Annotated in this window: 17 protein-coding genes; 10 read left to right on the forward strand and 7 right to left on the reverse strand. The window is 35.1% G+C overall.

The window, feature by feature from the left end; translation table 11 throughout:
• Positions 1-77: 77 nt before the first annotated feature.
• On the reverse strand, positions 78-1,310 hold the full coding sequence (locus tag KDN24_RS09300; protein ID WP_491348389.1) for an MFS transporter: 1,233 nt from the start codon (positions 1,308-1,310) through the stop codon (positions 78-80).
• Positions 1,307-2,812, reverse strand: coding sequence for an ATP-binding protein (locus KDN24_RS09305; RefSeq protein WP_409974586.1), 1,506 nt, complete (start codon positions 2,810-2,812; stop codon positions 1,307-1,309). Before KDN24_RS09305 ends, KDN24_RS09300 begins: the two co-directional genes overlap by 4 nt.
• Before the next feature lie 231 nt (positions 2,813-3,043).
• On the opposite strand from KDN24_RS09305, the gene KDN24_RS09310 reads away from it, so the two are divergent.
• Positions 3,044-3,481: a MarR family winged helix-turn-helix transcriptional regulator gene (locus KDN24_RS09310; protein WP_409974587.1), complete on the forward strand. Its 438-nt coding sequence runs from the start codon at positions 3,044-3,046 to the stop codon at positions 3,479-3,481.
• A gap of 81 nt (positions 3,482-3,562) precedes the next feature.
• Complete coding sequence (locus KDN24_RS09315) at positions 3,563-5,257, forward strand: M3 family oligoendopeptidase (protein WP_409974588.1); 1,695 nt, start codon at positions 3,563-3,565, stop codon at positions 5,255-5,257.
• Positions 5,258-5,337: 80 nt separating this feature from the next.
• On the opposite strand, the gene KDN24_RS09320 is transcribed toward KDN24_RS09315, so the two are convergent.
• Positions 5,338-7,494: an ATP-dependent Clp protease ATP-binding subunit gene (locus KDN24_RS09320; RefSeq protein ID WP_409974589.1), complete on the reverse strand. Its 2,157-nt coding sequence runs from the start codon at positions 7,492-7,494 to the stop codon at positions 5,338-5,340.
• A gap of 181 nt (positions 7,495-7,675) precedes the next feature.
• Here KDN24_RS09320 and KDN24_RS09325 point away from each other — a divergent pair, with 181 nt between their 5' ends.
• Positions 7,676-8,716, forward strand: a complete 1,041-nt coding sequence (locus KDN24_RS09325) for a YkvI family membrane protein (RefSeq protein WP_409974590.1) — start codon at positions 7,676-7,678, stop codon at positions 8,714-8,716.
• Between the two features lie 391 nt (positions 8,717-9,107).
• Here KDN24_RS09325 and KDN24_RS09330 read toward each other — a convergent pair whose 3' ends face one another.
• Together KDN24_RS09330 and KDN24_RS09335 are read right to left on the reverse strand one after the other, a co-directional pair.
• Positions 9,108-9,785, reverse strand: a complete 678-nt coding sequence (locus KDN24_RS09330; RefSeq protein WP_409974591.1) for a DUF8580 domain-containing lipoprotein — start codon at positions 9,783-9,785, stop codon at positions 9,108-9,110.
• A 140-nt stretch (positions 9,786-9,925) separates the two neighbouring features.
• Positions 9,926-10,537, reverse strand: a complete 612-nt coding sequence (locus tag KDN24_RS09335) for a CPBP family intramembrane glutamic endopeptidase (protein ID WP_491348390.1) — start codon at positions 10,535-10,537, stop codon at positions 9,926-9,928.
• Positions 10,538-10,716: 179 nt separating this feature from the next.
• Here KDN24_RS09335 and KDN24_RS09340 point away from each other — a divergent pair, with 179 nt between their 5' ends.
• The gene (locus KDN24_RS09340; protein ID WP_409974593.1) at positions 10,717-10,827 is read left to right on the forward strand and encodes a DUF6254 family protein; all 111 of its coding nucleotides are present in this window, start codon (positions 10,717-10,719) and stop codon (positions 10,825-10,827) included.
• Positions 10,828-10,907: 80 nt separating this feature from the next.
• Here KDN24_RS09340 and KDN24_RS09345 read toward each other — a convergent pair whose 3' ends face one another.
• On the reverse strand, positions 10,908-11,096 hold the full coding sequence (locus tag KDN24_RS09345) for a YkvS family protein (RefSeq protein ID WP_409974594.1): 189 nt from the start codon (positions 11,094-11,096) through the stop codon (positions 10,908-10,910).
• A gap of 213 nt (positions 11,097-11,309) precedes the next feature.
• Entirely contained in the window at positions 11,310-11,687 is a 378-nt protein-coding gene (locus tag KDN24_RS09350; RefSeq protein WP_409974595.1) for a hypothetical protein, read from the reverse strand.
• 169 nt (positions 11,688-11,856) lie between these two features.
• On the opposite strand from KDN24_RS09350, the gene KDN24_RS09355 reads away from it, so the two are divergent.
• From KDN24_RS09355 to KDN24_RS09380, 6 genes are all read left to right on the forward strand, one after another.
• Complete coding sequence (locus tag KDN24_RS09355) at positions 11,857-12,792, forward strand: AAA family ATPase (protein ID WP_409974596.1); 936 nt, start codon at positions 11,857-11,859, stop codon at positions 12,790-12,792.
• A gap of 4 nt (positions 12,793-12,796) precedes the next feature.
• Positions 12,797-13,990 (forward strand): DUF58 domain-containing protein, encoded by a 1,194-nt coding sequence (locus KDN24_RS09360; protein WP_409974597.1) that lies wholly within the window; start codon positions 12,797-12,799, stop codon positions 13,988-13,990.
• The gene (locus KDN24_RS09365; RefSeq protein ID WP_409974598.1) at positions 13,987-15,246 is read left to right on the forward strand and encodes a hypothetical protein; all 1,260 of its coding nucleotides are present in this window, start codon (positions 13,987-13,989) and stop codon (positions 15,244-15,246) included. Before KDN24_RS09360 ends, KDN24_RS09365 begins: the two co-directional genes overlap by 4 nt.
• Positions 15,247-15,331: 85 nt before the next feature.
• The gene (locus KDN24_RS09370; RefSeq protein ID WP_409974599.1) at positions 15,332-15,598 is read left to right on the forward strand and encodes a phosphocarrier protein HPr; all 267 of its coding nucleotides are present in this window, start codon (positions 15,332-15,334) and stop codon (positions 15,596-15,598) included.
• Positions 15,598-17,313 (forward strand): phosphoenolpyruvate--protein phosphotransferase, encoded by a 1,716-nt coding sequence (gene ptsP, locus KDN24_RS09375; protein WP_409974600.1) that lies wholly within the window; start codon positions 15,598-15,600, stop codon positions 17,311-17,313. The genes KDN24_RS09370 and ptsP overlap by 1 nt, the downstream gene beginning before the upstream one ends.
• A 70-nt stretch (positions 17,314-17,383) precedes the next feature.
• Entirely contained in the window at positions 17,384-18,259 is an 876-nt protein-coding gene (locus tag KDN24_RS09380) for an NAD(P)-dependent oxidoreductase (protein ID WP_491348391.1), read from the forward strand.
• Positions 18,260-18,270: the final 11 nt, after the last annotated feature.

Here is an 18,270-nt window from a genome sequence, read left to right on the forward strand (position 1 = left end):
AATATCTTACTTAAATTTTTAAAATTTTTTGTATTTTTTCACATTCAAAAAAAATGGAGAGCTGAGCTCTCCATTTTTTAGGCATTCCATTCATTTAATTTCTTATCAGAAGGCAAGAGTAATGTTAGTAATCCAAGTAAAGGTAACAATCCTGTAATCATCATTGTGTTCGTAATCCCGATTAGATCAGCTAAATACCCTAGTACGACTGAACCGATAGCACCCATTCCAAATGCAAGTCCAACCGTTAAGCCCGACATTGTTCCGATCTTTCCTGGGACAAGCTCCTGGGCGTATACAACTGTAACGGAGAAGCTAGACATAAGGATGAAACCAGTAAGAATAAGCAGTATGAAGGCTGCTGATGCAGGAACAAAAGGGAGCAATATAGAAAGTGGAGCAGAAACAATCATTGAAAGGAAAATAACTGTTTTCTTTCCGAATCTATCTGCAAGCGGGCCACCAAAAAATGTCCCCAAAGCACCTGCAACTAAAAAGGCAAATAAATAGATTTGTGATTGTGGAATAGAAAAAGCATAGTGTTTCATTGTATAAAACGCATAGTAATTGGTCATTCCTGAAATATACCATGATCGAGCAAAGATTAAAAATAAGATTAGTATAAGGGCAAACCAAACAGGCTTTGAAATTTTCTTATCGTTAGCTGAAACGCTGCGCTTTTTACGAGGAAGGGATAGTTGCTCCTCTCGTAATTTATTTAAATACCAAAAAGCAATATAAGTAAGCAAACCAACTGCTAGAGCTGCGACAACTGTAAACCAGGCTGCACCAGTCTGTCCAAGCGGGACAAGTATAAGTGCTGTAATTAGTGGTGCCATTGCTTGCCCGCTATTGCCACCTACTTGATAAATAGACTGTGCAAGACCGCGACGAGTACCGGCTGCCATATAAGCCACCCTTGATCCTTCAGGATGAAAGATAGCCGAACCAAGCCCGATAAAAATAACAGCTGCAACGACTAATTCAAACCGTGGTGCAAATGCAAGCCCTAATACACCAAACATCGTAATAGTTAATCCGATCGGTAAGGCAAAAGGCATCGGTTTTTTGTCTGTCACCCCACCGATAACTGGCTGAAGGATTGAAGAGACAATATTTAATGTAAATGCGATCATTCCAAGCTGGGTAAATGTTAGCCCCATTGATTTTTCTAATATTGGAAACATTGCAGGAATGATCGCCTGAATCGAATCATTTAATAGATGGCATATCCCAATTATAAATAATATTCGATAAGAAGTTTCTTGATGTTGTGTCAAGCTTTTCGTAGCTGCTGCGGCATTACTCATTTAAAAGACCCCTTTATCGGTAAAAAAATATCTACTTGAGTTCCTTTATCTACTTTACTCGTAATAAAAATTTCCCCACCAAATGATTCTACAATTCTTTTACAAACTACTAATCCAAGACCTGTTCCTAAATCTTTCGATGTATAAAAAGGCTGAAAGATTTTTTCCATATTTTCATCGGGAATACCGCTTCCAGTATCCGTTACTGTTACTTGGCAATTATTTGGCAGTTTCTTCAGCTTAATTGATAAACTTCCACCATTTTGCATGGCTTCAAACGCATTTTTTGTAAGGTTAAGTAAAACTTGTTTAAGCTGATCAGTTGCACATTCAATGAAAATGGGAGCTTCGGGAATAACAAATTTATATTGTACTCTATTTAAATTTGCCTCTGATAGTATTAAAGGTTCAATTTCAGAAACAATTTTTCTTAAATCTACTACTTCTGTTTTTTGAATAGTCGGTTTTCCGAGAATAAGAAATTCACTAACAATCTCATTTATGCGTGAAATTTCATCATTGATTACAGAGAAATAAAATTGATCTTCGGAATCTGTATACTTTTCATTTAGCAGCTGAACCAGTCCCTTTATTCCAGTTAATGGATTTCTGATTTCATGGGCAGAACTCGCAGCTAATGTGCCAACTAATTCGATTTTTTGGAGCTCGTTTTCTTTTTTTTCCTTTAATGCATGCCTTTTAAGCATTATATATTTTATTACTAAAAAAAGAATATGACAAATAAAAATAAGTGGAATAATAAATGGGATGGCTTGTTTAATAATTTCATTCATATCTCTATTCGGAACTTCTACTTTTATAGACCAAGGTAATCTGTTAATTGGCATTGTAATCGAACGATTTTTTGCAAACTGGGCTGATCCATTCATATTAATATCCATAATGACATCCCCGAAAGGATTCATGACAGAAAGCTTCGCATCTGGAGTAAGCATTCTCATGATGTTTTGTAAATAATCGACTCTTAAGTGAGCGATAATTAATGAAGTTAATTTACCTTCCTTATTTAATACCGGTCTTCCGATCGCGACAACTCTTTGACCACTTACTAATTTCTCCTGGTGATTTGCAATGATAATGTCCTTTGTATTAATAATTTCATCAATATATTCTTCATTCGAGAAATAGGTGTCATTAAGCATTGTATTTGAACCGCTAATAATTTTACCTTTTGGGTTAAGTAAATATATTCCCCCATATCTTGTGTCTTTCCAGTGAATTCTTTGTAATAGTGGTTCAAGTTCAGTTGGAGAATCTATCACAGTCTCCGCAGCTAATGCTATTATATTAAGTGATGTGACAGTTTCAGAAATAAATTGGTCAAAGCTTCTTTCATGGATAGAAGCGACCCATTCAGCATATTCAATTCTTTCTTTATAACCCCGATTAATTGAATCGTTTAAATAATAGAAACTACCAACTAAAGTCGGTAACAAAACAATTGTTATATATAGTAGATAATTTTTAAACCGATTTTTCATTTGAAGACCCCATATTGAAAGATAATTATAAAACTTAGTATAACATTTAATAAAGGTCGTTTACTTATTTTAGCAAGAATTGACACAAATCTAATGTTTTTCTATAATTTATTTAGAATTCAAGATAATGTAACTTCGGTGGATGCCTAGAAGACGAAAACAAATTCGATGACAAGCTTAGTGAAAATTCCCCGAGGTCAATTTGAAAAAATAAAAAAGGATCGGGTAGATATGAGTTCAGAACAAGTAAATCAATCATTGAAGTTATTTATTGTGTTATCAAGAGCTTACCGTGCTGTAAGTGAAGACGTCAATAAACTAATCCAGACATATGATCTGAATCCGACTGAGTTTGCTGTATTAGAATTACTTTATCATAAAGGGGATCAACCATTACAGCAAATAGGCGGGAAAATTTTGTTGGCTAGTGGAAGCATTACTTATGTTATTGATAAATTGGAGAAAAAAGGACTTCTAGAAAGAATGGCATGTCCAAAAGATAGACGGGTAATTTATGCGCATATTACAGAAGCAGGAAAGACATTTATCGAAGGCGTTTTTCCAGAACATGCTGCACATATTCACGAGTTAATGTCTGTTCTTTCTGATGATGAACAGAAAACAGCTATTGAATTAATGAAGAAGCTTGGAGTTTCAATTGGCAAATAGGTAATCATTAAAGAAGGGAAATTTCGTTAGTTGTCGAATTAATATATGTGTTCTTAACTTTAGTAAGTAGGGGGAAAGAGAATGAAGTTTAATGATTATACGTATGTTCGTCCAAATCTGGATGAAGCGCAAGCCCAATTAGAACTAATTCTAGAAAAATTCAATGCTGCCTCATCTGCTGAAGAGCAAATTGAAGCAATGAAGGAAATAAATGATATTCGCAATGAGCTTGGGACGATGTTCAACCTTTGCTATATTCGACATTCTGTTGATACGAATGACGAGTTTTATAAAGCAGAACAAGATTATATGGATGAGATCGCACCACAAGTGGAAGGCTTCATTACGAAATATTATGAAGCGCTCGTCAAGTCTAAATTTCGCCATGAACTTGAGGAAAAGTGGGGAAACCAGCTATTTGCATTAGCTGAAACCCAATTGAAAGTATTTTCTCCCGAAATCGTTCCCTTGATGCAACAAGAAAACAAGCTATCATCAGAATATACAAAATTGATAGCTTCGGCGAAAATTCAGTTTGATGGAGAAGAACGTACTCTTGCACAATTGGATCCATATACAGAATCTGTTGAGCGCGACGTAAGGAAAAATGCGAGTGAAGCAAAATTTGCATTTTTTGCTGAAAATGAAAATGAATTAGATCGAATTTATGATGAATTAGTTAAAGTTAGAACGGAAATCGCTCATAAGCTCGGCTATAAAAATTTTGTTGAGCTTGCTTACTTACGGATGAATCGAACCGATTACAATGCCGAAATGGTAAAAAACTTTCGTGATCAAGTGAAAGAGTTTATTGTTCCAATTGCAACAAAGCTGAAGGAACGCCAGCGTGAGCGTATTGAGGTTGATAAGCTTAAATATTATGATGAAGGCTTTAAGTTCAAAACGGGAAATGCAACTCCGAAAGGGAACCCGGACTGGATTATTAATAATGGACAAACGATGTATGATGAGCTATCAAAAGAAACAGGTGAGTTTTTCTCATTTATGAGAGAGAATGACTTAATGGATCTCGTGGCAAAGAAAGGAAAAGCTGGGGGAGGCTATTGTACGTTTATTGAAAGTTACAAGGCACCTTTTATTTTCTCAAACTTTAATGGTACATCTGGTGATATTGATGTTCTTACACATGAAGCTGGTCATGCATTCCAAGTATATTCAAGCCGTCATTTTGATATTCCTGAGTACTATTGGCCTACATATGAGGCATGTGAAATTCATTCGATGAGTATGGAGTTTTTTACATGGCCATGGATGGATAAGTTTTTCCAAGAAAATACGGATAAATATAAATTTGCCCATTTAGGTGGAGCATTGTTATTTCTTCCATATGGAGTTTCAGTTGATGAGTTCCAGCATTGGGTTTATGAGAATCCTACGGCAACACCTGCAGAACGAAAGAAAGCTTGGAGAGAAATCGAAAAGAAATATTTGCCTCATAAAGATTATGATGGCAATGAATATTTAGAAAATGGTGGCTTTTGGCAGCGTCAAGCACATATTTACAATTCACCTTTCTATTACATTGATTATACGTTAGCACAAATTTGTGCATTTCAATTTTGGAAACGTTCAAGAGAAAATCATGAAGAAGCATGGAAGGACTATGTTCATCTTTGTGAATTAGGCGGAAGTCAAGCATTTACTAGTTTAGTTGCTGAAGCAAACTTAATTTCTCCATTTGAAGATGGCTGTGTTCAGTCTGTAGTAGGTGAAATTGAAAACTGGCTAAATTCGGTTGATGACAAAAGTCTTTAATGTGAAAAGTTTATAAAAGCAAAAAATGGACTGAATCCAGTCCATTTTTTTTGTGCTTAATAATTTTGTGTGCAAGGCGCTTACGCTTTTCTAACGATAATTTGTTCATTTTCTAAATTTGCTTGAAGTTTTGTTTCGCCTGTATGGTCAATAATGAAGTCAGCTAATTTATCTTCAAGCTGATCTTGAATGACTCTTCTTAATGGACGAGCTCCGAAAGCAGGATGGTAACCAAGTTCAGCTAATTTTTCTTTTACTTGCTGAGATACAGTAAGCTCCATGTTTTGTTCAGATAATGAATTTTGCAACTCTTCAAGCATGATATGAACGATATTTAATAAATGAGTTTTTTCAAGTGATTTAAACTCAATAATGCTATCAAAGCGGTTTAAGAATTCAGGCTTAAAGAAAGAGCCGAGAGAATCCAATATACTAGCTTCCTTCAATCCTTCATTTGTTCCGAAGCCAACATGAATTTCTTTATGCTGTACACCTGCATTACTTGTCATAATGATAACTGTATCTTTAAAGCTAACTGTTCTTCCTTGACTATCTGTCAAACGGCCATCTTCAAGAATTTGTAAAAACATATGCTGAACATCAGGATGAGCCTTTTCAATTTCATCAAGCAAGATAATGCTATAAGGATTGCGGCGCACCTTTTCTGTTAACTGCCCAGCCTCCTCATGGCCAACATATCCTGGAGGTGAGCCGATAATTTTGGAAACACTGTGTTTTTCCATATATTCACTCATATCGAGTCTTAGCATTGCCTCTTTAGACCCGAATAATTCTTCAGCAAGATTTTTGGCAAGCTCGGTTTTTCCAACACCTGTAGGACCCACGAAAAGGAAGGAACCAATTGGGCGATTTTTCGCTTTTAATCCTGCTCGACTTCTACGAATGGCTTTAGCAACTTTTTTTACAGCTTCTTCTTGTCCAATTACCTTTTGTGAAAGATTAAACTCAAGGTTTTTCATCTTTTCCTGTTCATTTTCCATAAGCTTTCCGACAGGAATTCCCGTTTTCTTTTCAATGATTTCTTGAATATGACGAACCTCAACAACAGGTTTTACAGTGCGATCCTGTTTGTTTGTATTCAATGCTTTTTCTAATTTTAGTTCTTCTTCGCGAAGCTTTGCAGCTGCTTCATAATTTTCTTCTTTTAATACTTTTTCTTTCTCTTTGTTTATTTCAGCTAAACGCTCTTCAATTTGTTCAGAAGGTGTATAGTCTGAAGTAAGGTTCATTTTTGAACCCGCCTCATCCATTAAATCAATTGCTTTATCTGGAAGGAAGCGATCTTGTATATACCGATTAGATAAATGGACACAGGCCTTTAATGTATCATCTGAAAAGGAAACTTCATGGAAAGCCTCATATTTCTCCTTAAGACCTTTTAAAATTTCGAAAGCTTCATCCTCGTTCGGTTCTTGAACATAAATGGGTTGAAAACGTCTTTCAAGGGCTGAATCTTTTTCAATTTGGCGATATTCCTTTAATGTTGTAGCCCCAACTAATTGAAGTTCTCCTCTTGCTAAAGCTGGTTTTAATATATTGCCAGCATCCATTGATCCTTCTGCAGAACCAGCTCCTACTAATAAATGAATTTCATCAATGAAAAGAATGATATTTTTTCTCTCTTGTAATTCTTTAATTAGTTGTTTCATTCTTTCCTCGAATTGACCTCGAATACCTGTATTGGCTACTAATGAAGCTACATCAAGTAAGTAAACTTCTTTGTGTAGCAGCTTTTTTGGAACTCTTCCTTCAGAAATCATTGCTGCTAGACCTTCAGCAATAGCTGTTTTCCCAACACCAGGCTCCCCGATTAAGACAGGATTGTTTTTGTTTCTACGGTTCAGAATTTCAATGACACGGTTTACTTCCTCGTCTCGCCCAATTACTGGATCGATGAGGCCAGCTTTTCCGAGTTGTGTTAAGTTTCTACCGAATTGATCGATAAATCCACTATGTTTTTTGTTTTGGCTTTTGTTTTGCAATTTTTGCTGTTCAAATGCTCCATTAGCAGAGTTCATTTGTTGAAAAAACTCATTGAATGGAAGTGAATTGAAACCTGATAGACCACTGCTTAGATCAGGGTGTAAGGAGGAACTAATTTTCGCTTTTTCTTCCTGATAGCAACTTTGGCAGAGAATAAACTGTTTTTCACTTCCGTTAATATTTAGTCTAAATTGAACATTTGCTTCTTTTTCTTGGCATTTTTGACAAAGCATATTGTTACCTCCCTAAATAAATAGTTTTTGACTTTGACTATATTTGACTTTCGTAAACTTATTATACTTTGACCTTTTTTGACTTTCAAGTATTTTGTTTGAAAGATGATTGTGAATTATTGGATACTCGTCTTAGTTTGTCCACTGGTTCATATATTGATAGAAAGGGGGAGAGGTTTAAGTGAAAACAAACTGGGGAGCAGCATTGCAAATTGCTGCTGTTTATGTAGGAACGGTAGTTGGAGCAGGGTTCGCAACTGGAAAAGAAATCGTGGAGTTTTTTTCTCGCTTCGGCTTTATCGGTTTAGTTTCGATTTTGATGAGCGGCTATATTTTTATTTTTTTGGGAGCAAAATTAATGATCATTGCGGCAAGAATTCAAGCTTCCTCCTATCAAGAATTGAATGAGTACTTGTTCGGAAGGCTTTTAGGTACGGCGATAAATATATTAATGTTAGTCATGCTTCTTGGTGTATGTGCAGTTATGCTTTCTGGAGCAGGGGCAGTTTTTGAAGAGCAAATTGAAACTTCAAAGTATATTGGAATTTTCTTTACAATTGGTTTATCAATTGCAGTTATGATCATGGGAACGAAAGGAATATTTGCAGTTAATACTTTCATTGTGCCTATGATGATTGCATTTAGTTTTCTATTATTAATTTTATCGATCAAGCTTCCTAATTTTGCAGAGCAGGCATTATTTATTCCTTTTGTAGAAGATGGCTGGAAAGTTGTTGTCACACCATTTTCATACTCGGCAATGAATTTGACTTTAGCACAGGCAGTTCTAGTGCCAATTGCCTCAGAGGTAAAGGATGTACAAACGATTAAATGGGGAGGATTTATTGGAGGGGCTGCTTTAACAATTATACTAATATCTAGTCATCTAACACTTGTCATGCTTCCTGAGCTGGAAACTTACTCTATCCCAATGGCTGTCATTATGAAAACAACTGCATCTTCATTTTTCTGGGTTTATGTATTTGTTATTTATGGTGAAATTTTTACGTCTGTGATTGGAAATGTTTATGGGATTGAACGACAAGCGAGGAAATACCTATCCATTCCAAGTGTAATCATTGTTAGTGCCGTTTTTTCGGTTTGTTCTCTAATTAGCTTAATTGATTATGGGGTATTACTATCTTATTTGTATCCCTTTTTTGGATATGTAAGTATTATTTTTATTGTGTTGCTTTGGATGAAACGAAGCGAAGAAATATAGAGTATGTTTTTTAATAAGGCACTTTTAGCATATATTGTTGTTTTTGCTTTCAAATTTTGCCCGTTGATTTCCGCTGCGGGCACGCAGCGATCGCGGGGAGGGACGTGAGCCTCCTCGGCGCTTACGCCTGTGGGGTCTCACGTTTCCCTCCATTCCCGCAGAACATTAAAAAAACATCATTGAATGAACATCGCACGAAGGAAATACTAATGTATTTTCGAGGAGTCAAGTACCCTTCGCTCCAATCAACTCAGATAACTAAACAAAAATTGCACTAAAAAGCAATAAACTTTACTAATACAGCCTTCTATAAAAATATGCCAAGCCTTTATTTCCTAAGGGGTTTACAGTAAAAGGATGGGGCTATTAAGCCCCATCCTTTTATTAATACTTATTGTTCATTTTTCACAATCGTTTTTGCCATTTGTAAAAAAGCATCCTTATATTCCGCATCTTTTTGAGAGAAAATGGTTAATTTCAGCTGTTGCTCTTGATTTTTTACTAAGTAGGAAGTGACGACATCATTATCTGATTGTACTTCCATTGCGACAGCATCTTTAAAAAATTCATCCTTCGGCGTTTCTATTGTTTGAACATTTTCGTTTACAGCTTCAAGCTGTGCTTTCGTATTTTCCTGTAATGAATTCCAGTCATTATCTTTAGGAATGAGCTCGATTCGCATAAAGTGATGTCCATCCTTAGAAAGCATTACAACATCCTTATTAGGTTCTTCAGCTGTTAATTCAAAATCTGGAAGGACATACATGGAATAATGTTGGTTATCACTTAGTTGTAATAAAGCAGTTTCTTCTTTTGCTTCGCCGTTTACATTATATTTGATTGTTTGCTCTTCAGCTCGTACTGTTTCTTCTTGGCTACCTTCATTATTTTGTTCATCCACTTTTCCATCATCTGTAGTCTGTTCATTTCCGTTTTGAGTTGTCTGTTCATTATTTTGGGTAGCATCTGTACCATTCGCTTTATTTCCAGCTTCATTACTTGTGCCGCAGCCAGACAAAATAAATCCGAATAATCCAAAGAGTAAAATCCATTTAGAAAGTAATTTCATTTTGTATTCCTCCTGTAGTTACGATAGGATTTTAAGTAAATAGACGTAATTTTGCATAATTATGTTACATTTTGTACCTCTTTATCTATACATTAACATTACTCATTTCATCAGACAACTTATAAAAGGTGGATAAAAAATTAATAAAAAGGAAGCAAGACAAATAAAAATAGGTCAAAAGTTAGGTGAGATACAATAACAAGAGGCATGCTCTTTTTCCACCTATACAGGAATCCCCAAAACAGTCCTGCAACGAAAGCAGCGAAAGCAAGTATCCACTGTGATGAATAAAAATGAACAGACGTATACAAAATGGCAGAAAAAATAATTCCGACAGGAGCATTCATAAACTTTAGTATTCTCTTTTGGACAAAGCCACGCCAAAAAATCTCTTCTCCGGGAACAATAATCAAGATAAGGACGATATAATGCCATAGCTGTGATGGCGAAAATCGACCATATAACCTAGAAATTTGTTTCGTGAATGGAAGATTTAACATTTCAATGATACTATGTCCGATCCAAAATACTCCGAATAGGATTATACCAGAGATGACCCCATATGTAATATATTTAATAAATGATTCATTATCATCTAACTCTTCATTTAATATTGAATAGCTTATCAGAAATAATAGTGTTGCTGAAAAGATATACCAAAAAACGGCTTTATCTTGAAAAGTAAAGTACATTAAAATATGTGCAATGAATAATCCGATAATAAGTCGATAATCGGATGCAAGATTCTTCAATCGTACAAACCCCTTTCTAAAATCTTAGATGTCATTTGAACCTGATGATATGCAATCTACCAAACAAACCCTATTTTAACAAAAATCATCCCCTAAATGTATTAAAAAGATTACATTCTGTCGTTTTAAGATAAAAAATGTAATTTTGTTCATTCTAAATAAGGAAAGGAGGGGTCAAGTTGACGAAATCAAAACGAGAAAAAGAGCGTAATTGGACAGTGAGAAAGCAAGACCAACACCCACATGGAAAAATAAAATCACTGAAAGAACTTTCTAATGAGAAGGGATAGGAAGCTAAAACATAATAAAAAGCAGCAATTTTTGCTGCTTTTTATTAACTATTTATTGAAGGCGTTTTCAAATCGTAATATTAAAACGCGGAATCTTTAATAATGGTATAGTTTTTATGATTAACGACAGTTCTTTGTTCAAGATCAAGGTCTCTGTAGTTTAGCATATATGATAAATCTACAATAACAGAGTTTTCATTTACTTTTTCAACGATTCCTTGTAATCCTTCACGAAATTCAATAATATTCCCGACCTCTGCTTTTTTCATAAGCCTCTCTCCTTATCTAGATTATAAATTACAGTTTGCACTAAATTTTAACTCTCGTAAAGAATTATCTCTCTATTTAGCCTATTTTTTTTAATTTTATAATTAAAAAGGACTGTAATAGAAAAAACACTCGCAAAAAACTAGTGCAAGTGTTTTTAAAGAGGGAAATGAGAAGCATAAGCTGGGAGAAAAGTCGGATTCTTTTTCTCTGCACTATAAGTTTTGATTTCTTTTTATTTTTTTTGAGTAATCTTTTAATGTTTCAATGATTTCTTGTTTCGTTCCTTTATTGTCCATCCCTTCAAAGCCGTAGAAAAAATCAACTCCCATTGTTTTTTTCCATATGGGTTGCCCAAGTATATGAAGATTTCTATTATCTATTTCAAGGGAAATTTCTAATAAATAGCTTTTTTCATGTATGGCTAGGTTAAGTGATGATTTAAATCTTAGCCCGTTCGGACTAATATCCATAATATCAATAGGAGTTTCAGGAGTGTCGACATTTGCTCCATTTTCTTTTAATACTTTAATCATCCCTTGAATCGGTTTTTGAAATTGAAAGCGGAAGGCCTCTTCACGTTTGTATCTCACGACAATTCTCCCCAATAAGATAATCTATCATTACAGGCAAAACTAAAAATATCAGCAATTTGCGAACTTTTTAGTAAATTGAAACATTTATTTTTTCAATAAGTAGAAATTTACTATATATTAATTATAATAGAAAAAAATTGAAATACAATCATTACAAGGAGGCCATATGGAGGATTTAAAGAATATTCAAACAGAAATAAGTAATGTTATGGTAGGAAAAGAAAAAGAGGTTGAACTTTTATTCATATCACTTTTGTTTAATGGTCATGTTTTACTAGAAAGTGTTCCAGGAACAGGGAAAACAATGCTAGCAAAATCTTTTGCAAAAGCAATAAACGGCAAGTTTTCACGAATTCAATTTACACCAGATGTATTGCCGAGTGACGTAACTGGGATTCAATTTTTTAATCCAAAAAAGCAGGAGTTTGAGATTAAGCCTGGCCCCATAATGGCCAATATCGTTTTAGCAGACGAAATAAATCGGGCTACACCCAGGACGCAATCAAGTTTGCTTGAAGTCATGGAGGAGAGTCAAGTGACGATTGATGGTGTGACGGTTTCAGTTGATAATCCCTTTATGGTTATTGCAACGCAAAACCCTGTTGAATCACAGCAAGGTACATTCCCATTGCCAGTCGCACAAATGGACCGCTTTTTTATGAAATTGACAATGGACTATCCAACGTTACGAGAAGAAAGGGAAATCATGCAAATTTCGCGTGGTGAGAAGAAAAAGAGAGTGTGTGAAGCGGTTTTTACATTGACTGATTTCCAAAGAATAAGAGGTTTAGTTGAAGCTGTTAAGTTTACGGAGGATGTTGAAACATATCTACTAAATATCGCTAGAGAAACACGTAATCATCCATTGATTGAACTAGGGGTTAGTCCGAGAGGGACTATCGCCTTAATGAGAGCCGCACAAGGGAAGGCTTTTTTAGAAGGAAGAGAATTCGTTGTACCTAATGATATTAAAACAATGTTACCTTTTGTATTGGGGCATAGAATCTATTTAACAACTGAAGCTTCACTAACAAAAACGTCAGAAATTGTTCTCCAGGATGTTATTCAATCGGTCTCTCTCCCGGTAGAAGTAGAGGCATAATCATATGGAATGGAAAAAGTATTCAGTTGAAGATACATATCTTCATATTACTAGTATTTTAGCTGTTTTTTTAGGATTTGCTAGTTTTTATTTTCAATCATGGCTTATGTTTGGCTTTGCGACTCTACAATTAACGTTCCTTTTCCTTAACTCATTGTATTTAAAGTTTGTTGGTAAACGACTTCATTTTGAAAATGTGAAGGAACGAAACAGGTTTTTTCCAGAAGAAGAAGGTATGATGGTTTTACAGTTTGAAAACAATGGCCTCCCGATTATGAAGGGGACATTGAAAATTACCTTCGATGACATTATCTCTCCTGAGGACGGATTTGGGAATCATCAGTTTGGAAAGTATGAAATAAGTATCCCATTTTCTATAAACTATAATCAGAAAAATGTTGTAAAAATCCCTTTTACTGCAAGAAAAAGAGGGATTGCAAAAATTTGGTCAATGGAAATTACTATTCCACATTTCTTTGGGCTAGGAGAAACGGTTTTACAATACAAGCGATTATCCATGCAGGAAGTACTTGTATATCCCACTCCAACTAACGTAAAAAATCTAAATGCTTTTCTTTCTGAAAAGCCAGGGGATTCACTTGTTGCTCACTCTTTGTATGAAGACCATCTTTCTCCTGCTGGAACAAGGGAATATACGTATACAGACAGTTTTAATCGGATTAACTGGAAGGCTAGTGCAAGAATGCAAACATTGCAAACAAAAGTTTATGACAGAGTGGCAGAAACTGGGTGGACTTTATCGATTAACATTGCTAATGGTCATTCAATTGTAAGCCGGCTTGAAGAGCTTTTGAGCAGTGCGGCACAATTAGCTTATTTTTCAACAAAACATAGTATTCCATTTTCTTTATGTATAAATGTGAGAATAGCTGGTGCCGTTCCTTTTTATTATACTCCTATTGGAACAGGAAAGGAGCAGCTGCAGAAAGTACTTGAGGCGTTAGCAATGGTCAAATCGATTTCTTATACAATTCCATACGAGAATATGTTAGCCTTTTATGAACGTCATTTGCCTGTTCAACCTTATTTCATTCATGGAGGAAATCGTTCATATCAAGAAGAGCATATATTGAACCTTATGAGCGATAAGGGAGCAAAACTCCTAGAACTGAGACTTGAAGAAACAGGAGCGGTGCTTGACTATATGCATATGGCGAAGGAAGTGGTTATGAAATGATGAGAACAAACATGAGTATATTATATTTATTAATCATAGAGATTATTTTTGGTGGACTCATTATTTCTCCCTTCTTTTATTTTCTAGGGAAAGAAACGCCGCTTCTAGCATATCTCCTTATTATGATCAGTAGTTGTGCTGCTTTTCTTTTTCTACTTTACAAATTTAAAGATAAAGGGAAAATTCTATATTTTATCGTTATTTTCCCTGTGATATTAATGATTGGTTATTATGTAGCATTTCCGATAATCGTGAGCTTTTTAATCAATTTATTTGTATTTTGGAGAACGCTTTCAAATTATAATGAATACGAATACCAAAATGAAGGAAAGTGGATTTTTGCGACGATATTACTAGGTACCGTCGAAATTTTTGTTATCGGGTTGTCTTCAAAGGAATATTTAGTTCTTATTATAAATATAATGATTTTTCAAGTTGTCTTTATTATTATTTGTGGATTCTTCAAACGCTGGCTTGAGCTTGATTCACAAGTTAATGAGAAAAAGCAATTTATCATCCCTTATACCTTAATTATAGCGATTATAGTCGGAGCAGCAATGCTGCTTGCCTCTAGTATGAATTTAATTAAATGGCTTTTCTTCACGATTGTTAAGGCTTGTTTGACCATTGCCATTTTCTTTGCAAAACCATTTTTTGACTGGGCAGAATCACAAAACTGGACAGAACGAATAGATGAGCTCTCTATTGGACAAGGAGCGGAAGAAGAGGATGAAACTTTACTTCTAACAGAAGAGATGGAAATAAACAATATGTTTGACCCTGCGATTATTGCAGTCATTTTATTTTTATTGAGTCTTGTCTTTATGTTCATTTATATTTATAAACGCAAAAAAATTAGGGGAAAGAAGGAACAAGAAAACAATAACCGTGGTTATCTATCTGAAACTTCTTTTTTAAATCAAGGTCGCCAAATATTCAAAAAGAGGAAGTTAACGTCTCCCTCTAATTCGATTCGAAAAGAAATTTTTTATTTTGAGCGCTTCGCAATAAAACTTCATTTAGGAAGGGAGCCATATGAATCGCTTTCTGATTGGATGAATCGAATTGGGCTAAGAAATTTCGAAACGATTAATTCAGTTTATGAAAAAGTTAGGTATGGGGCTATGAATTATACAGAAAAAGAAGTTGCTGTATTAAAAAATGATCTTAAGCAGAAAAGGCTGGATTTAAAAAATATCTACAAAGAAAGAAGGCTTAAAAAGAATACAAGTCAAACTAGCAATCTAATAAAGTAAGTAGTAATTGTTAATAAATTATGAAAATGGTATTTTAAAGTTAAGGATAATTTTACTAAAAATTTTAAAAGGTGGTTGAGTTAAATTGGTTGAAAAACAATTTAAAGTTACGGCAGAAACAGGGATTCATGCTCGTCCAGCAACAATTTTGGTTCAGTCAGCTAGCAAGTTTAATGCAGAGGTCCTACTAGAGTATAAAGACAAGAGAGTAAATTTGAAATCTATTATGGGTGTTATGTCTTTAGGAATTAGTTTTGGTACTGAATTCAAAATAATTGCAGATGGAAGCGATGAACAGCTTGCACTACAGACCCTTGAAGAAACATTAATAAAAGAAGGATTGGCAGAATAATGGATATCATAAATGGAATTGCTGCATCACATGGCATTGCGATTGCTAAGGCATACCAATTGAGCGAGCCTAAATTGTCATTCGAAAAAACGATAATAGAGGATGTCGACCGAGAAATAAATCGACTTGAGGAGGCTCTTACGACTTCACAAGGTGAGCTTGAAGCGATAAGAAATCATGCTCAAGTTCAGCTTGGAGCTGATAATGCGGCTATTTTTGAGGCGCATTTGTTAGTTTTGCGTGATCCGGAGCTTATTTCTCCTGTTAAAGATAAAATTAAGAACGAGTTTGTAAATGCTGAATTTGCATTAGACGAGACTGCAAATGTATTTATAAAAATGTTTGAACAAATGGACAATGAATATATGAAAGAAAGAGCCGCTGACATTCGAGATGTAACAAAACGTGTACTTTCTCATTTACTCGGAGTTGAAATGGTAAATCCAAGTATGATCGATGAGGAAGTAATTATTATTGCAGAAGATTTAACTCCTTCAGATACCGCACAATTAAACCGCAAATTTGTTAAAGGCTTTACTACAAATATTGGTGGGAGAACATCCCACTCCGCAATTATGTCCCGATCATTAGAAATTCCAGCTGTTGTTGGAACAAAAGAAGCAACAGAGAGAATCAAAAATGGTGATCTTGTCATTGTTGATGGATTTAAAGGTATTGTCTACATTAATCCAACTATAGAAACAATTTCAGATTATAAAGAACAGCTACGTAAATTTGAAGAGCAAAAAATGGAATGGACAAAGCTTATTAAAGAAAAAACTGTCACTTCTGATGGACATACATTTGAAGTTGCTGCGAATATCGGGACACCTGATGATTTGGTCGGAGTGATAAGTAATGGTGGGGAAGGAATTGGTCTTTATCGTACCGAATTTTTGTATATGGGGAGAGATAAACTTCCATCCGAGCAAGAACAGTTTGAGTCATATAAAGCAGTTTTAGAAGGGATGGAGGGGAAGCCTGTCGTCGTTCGTACACTTGATGTTGGTGGAGATAAAGAGCTTCCATACTTAAAACTACAAAAAGAAATGAATCCTTTTTTAGGGTTGCGCGCCATTCGCTTATGCCTTAAGGAAGATGACATATTCCGAACTCAATTAAGGGCTTTAATAAGAGCGAGTTCGTTTGGAAATTTAAAAATTATGTTCCCGATGATTGCAACGATTGAGGAATTTCGTCAGGCTAAAGCGATTTTTGAGGAAGAGAAGAATAAACTGATCACTGAGAACATCTTCATCACTGACAAAATTGAACTTGGCATAATGGTTGAAATTCCGTCGACAGCTATTTTGGCTGACCAGTTTGCAAAGGAAGTTGATTTTTTTAGTATCGGAACAAATGACTTAATTCAATATTCACTGGCAGCTGATCGGATGAATGAAAATGTATCCTATTTATATCAGCCATACAATCCTGCAATTTTACGTTTAGTTAAATTAGTGATCGATGCTGCACATAAAGAAGGAAAATGGGTTGGTATGTGTGGAGAAATGGCGAGCGAAGAATTGGCTATCCCATTATTAATTGGATTAGGGCTTGATGAATTTTCTATGAGTGCGACGTCAATTTTAAAAGCACGAGCTTTAATTCGTCAATTGAATAAATCAGAAATGGAAGACTTGGCAAATGCAGCCATACAAATGAGTACGGTGAAAGAAGTCGTTCAAGCTGTAAAGAGTATAATTACAGATTAATATTTATTTCTTTTCCTTGAATGGATTTGGATATAGAACAAAGAAATCATTTAATGAAAGGAGAGATAAAATGCTTACACCCGAAAATACAGTTATTGGTTTTATTGGTACTGGTGTGATGGGAAAAAGTATGGCAAGCCATATTATGGGAGCAGGTTATCATTTAATTATTTACTCACGGACGAAATCGAAAGCAGAAGAATTACTTGCGAATGGGGCGGAGTGGACTCATTCACCGAAGGAAATCGCAGAGAAAGCCAATATTATTATTACAATGGTTGGTTACCCAGATGATGTGAAAGAAGTATATTTAGGTGAAAATGGTCTCATTCCAAATGGCAAAAAGAATACATATTTAATTGATATGACGACATCAACACCGTCACTTGCTATAGAAATAGAAGGAGAAGCAAGAAAAAGAGGCATGTATGCACTTGATGCTCCAGTATCTGGAGGGGATATTGGAGCGAAAGAGGCGAGGCTATCGATAATGGTCGGTGGTGACGAAGCTGCTTTTCATGTGATTGAGCCTATTTTCAAGTTATTAGGAACGAATATCGTTTATCAAGGAACAGCAGGCTCTGGTCAGCATACAAAAATGTGTAATCAAATTGCCATTGCGTCAAATATGATCGGAGTATGTGAGGCAGTCGTTTATGCAGAAAAAGCTGGACTTGACCCAGAAACCGTATTGAAGAGTATTTCTTCAGGGGCAGCTGGAAGCTGGTCATTATCAAATTTAGCACCAAGAATGATAAATGAGAATTTTGACCCGGGATTTTATATTAAGCACTTTATAAAGGATATGAATATCGCCTTACAAGAAGCTGAAACGATGGGAATGGAGACTCCCGGCTTAGCATTGGCCAAAACAATGTATGCGAAGCTTGCGGAAAATGGAGAAGAAAATAGCGGAACACAGGCACTTTATAAATTTTGGAGTTAATTATGAATAAT

This window comes from Cytobacillus sp. Bva_UNVM-123, from assembly GCF_046351715.2.
In the GTDB taxonomy this organism is placed as follows: domain Bacteria; phylum Bacillota; class Bacilli; order Bacillales; family Cytobacillaceae; genus Cytobacillus.

Excerpts from the sequence above, each read along its gene's own strand:
- KDN24_RS09355 (WP_409974596.1), top strand. The coding sequence starts at position 11,857 with ATGGAGGATTTAAAGAATATTCAAACAGAAATAAGTAATGTTATGGTA.
- ptsP (WP_409974600.1), top strand. The coding sequence starts at position 15,598 with ATGGATATCATAAATGGAATTGCTGCATCACATGGCATTGCGATTGCT.
- KDN24_RS09365 (WP_409974598.1), top strand. The coding sequence starts at position 13,987 with ATGATGAGAACAAACATGAGTATATTATATTTATTAATCATAGAGATT.
- KDN24_RS09300 (WP_491348389.1), bottom strand. The coding sequence starts at position 1,310 with ATGAGTAATGCCGCAGCAGCTACGAAAAGCTTGACACAACATCAAGAA.
- KDN24_RS09380 (WP_491348391.1), top strand. The coding sequence starts at position 17,384 with ATGCTTACACCCGAAAATACAGTTATTGGTTTTATTGGTACTGGTGTG.
- KDN24_RS09320 (WP_409974589.1), bottom strand. The coding sequence starts at position 7,494 with ATGCTTTGTCAAAAATGCCAAGAAAAAGAAGCAAATGTTCAATTTAGA.
- KDN24_RS09310 (WP_409974587.1), top strand. The coding sequence starts at position 3,044 with ATGAGTTCAGAACAAGTAAATCAATCATTGAAGTTATTTATTGTGTTA.
- KDN24_RS09330 (WP_409974591.1), bottom strand. The coding sequence starts at position 9,785 with ATGAAATTACTTTCTAAATGGATTTTACTCTTTGGATTATTCGGATTT.
- KDN24_RS09345 (WP_409974594.1), bottom strand. The coding sequence starts at position 11,096 with ATGAAAAAAGCAGAGGTCGGGAATATTATTGAATTTCGTGAAGGATTA.
- KDN24_RS09360 (WP_409974597.1), top strand. The coding sequence starts at position 12,797 with ATGGAATGGAAAAAGTATTCAGTTGAAGATACATATCTTCATATTACT.
- KDN24_RS09305 (WP_409974586.1), bottom strand. The coding sequence starts at position 2,812 with ATGAAAAATCGGTTTAAAAATTATCTACTATATATAACAATTGTTTTG.
- KDN24_RS09315 (WP_409974588.1), top strand. The coding sequence starts at position 3,563 with ATGAAGTTTAATGATTATACGTATGTTCGTCCAAATCTGGATGAAGCG.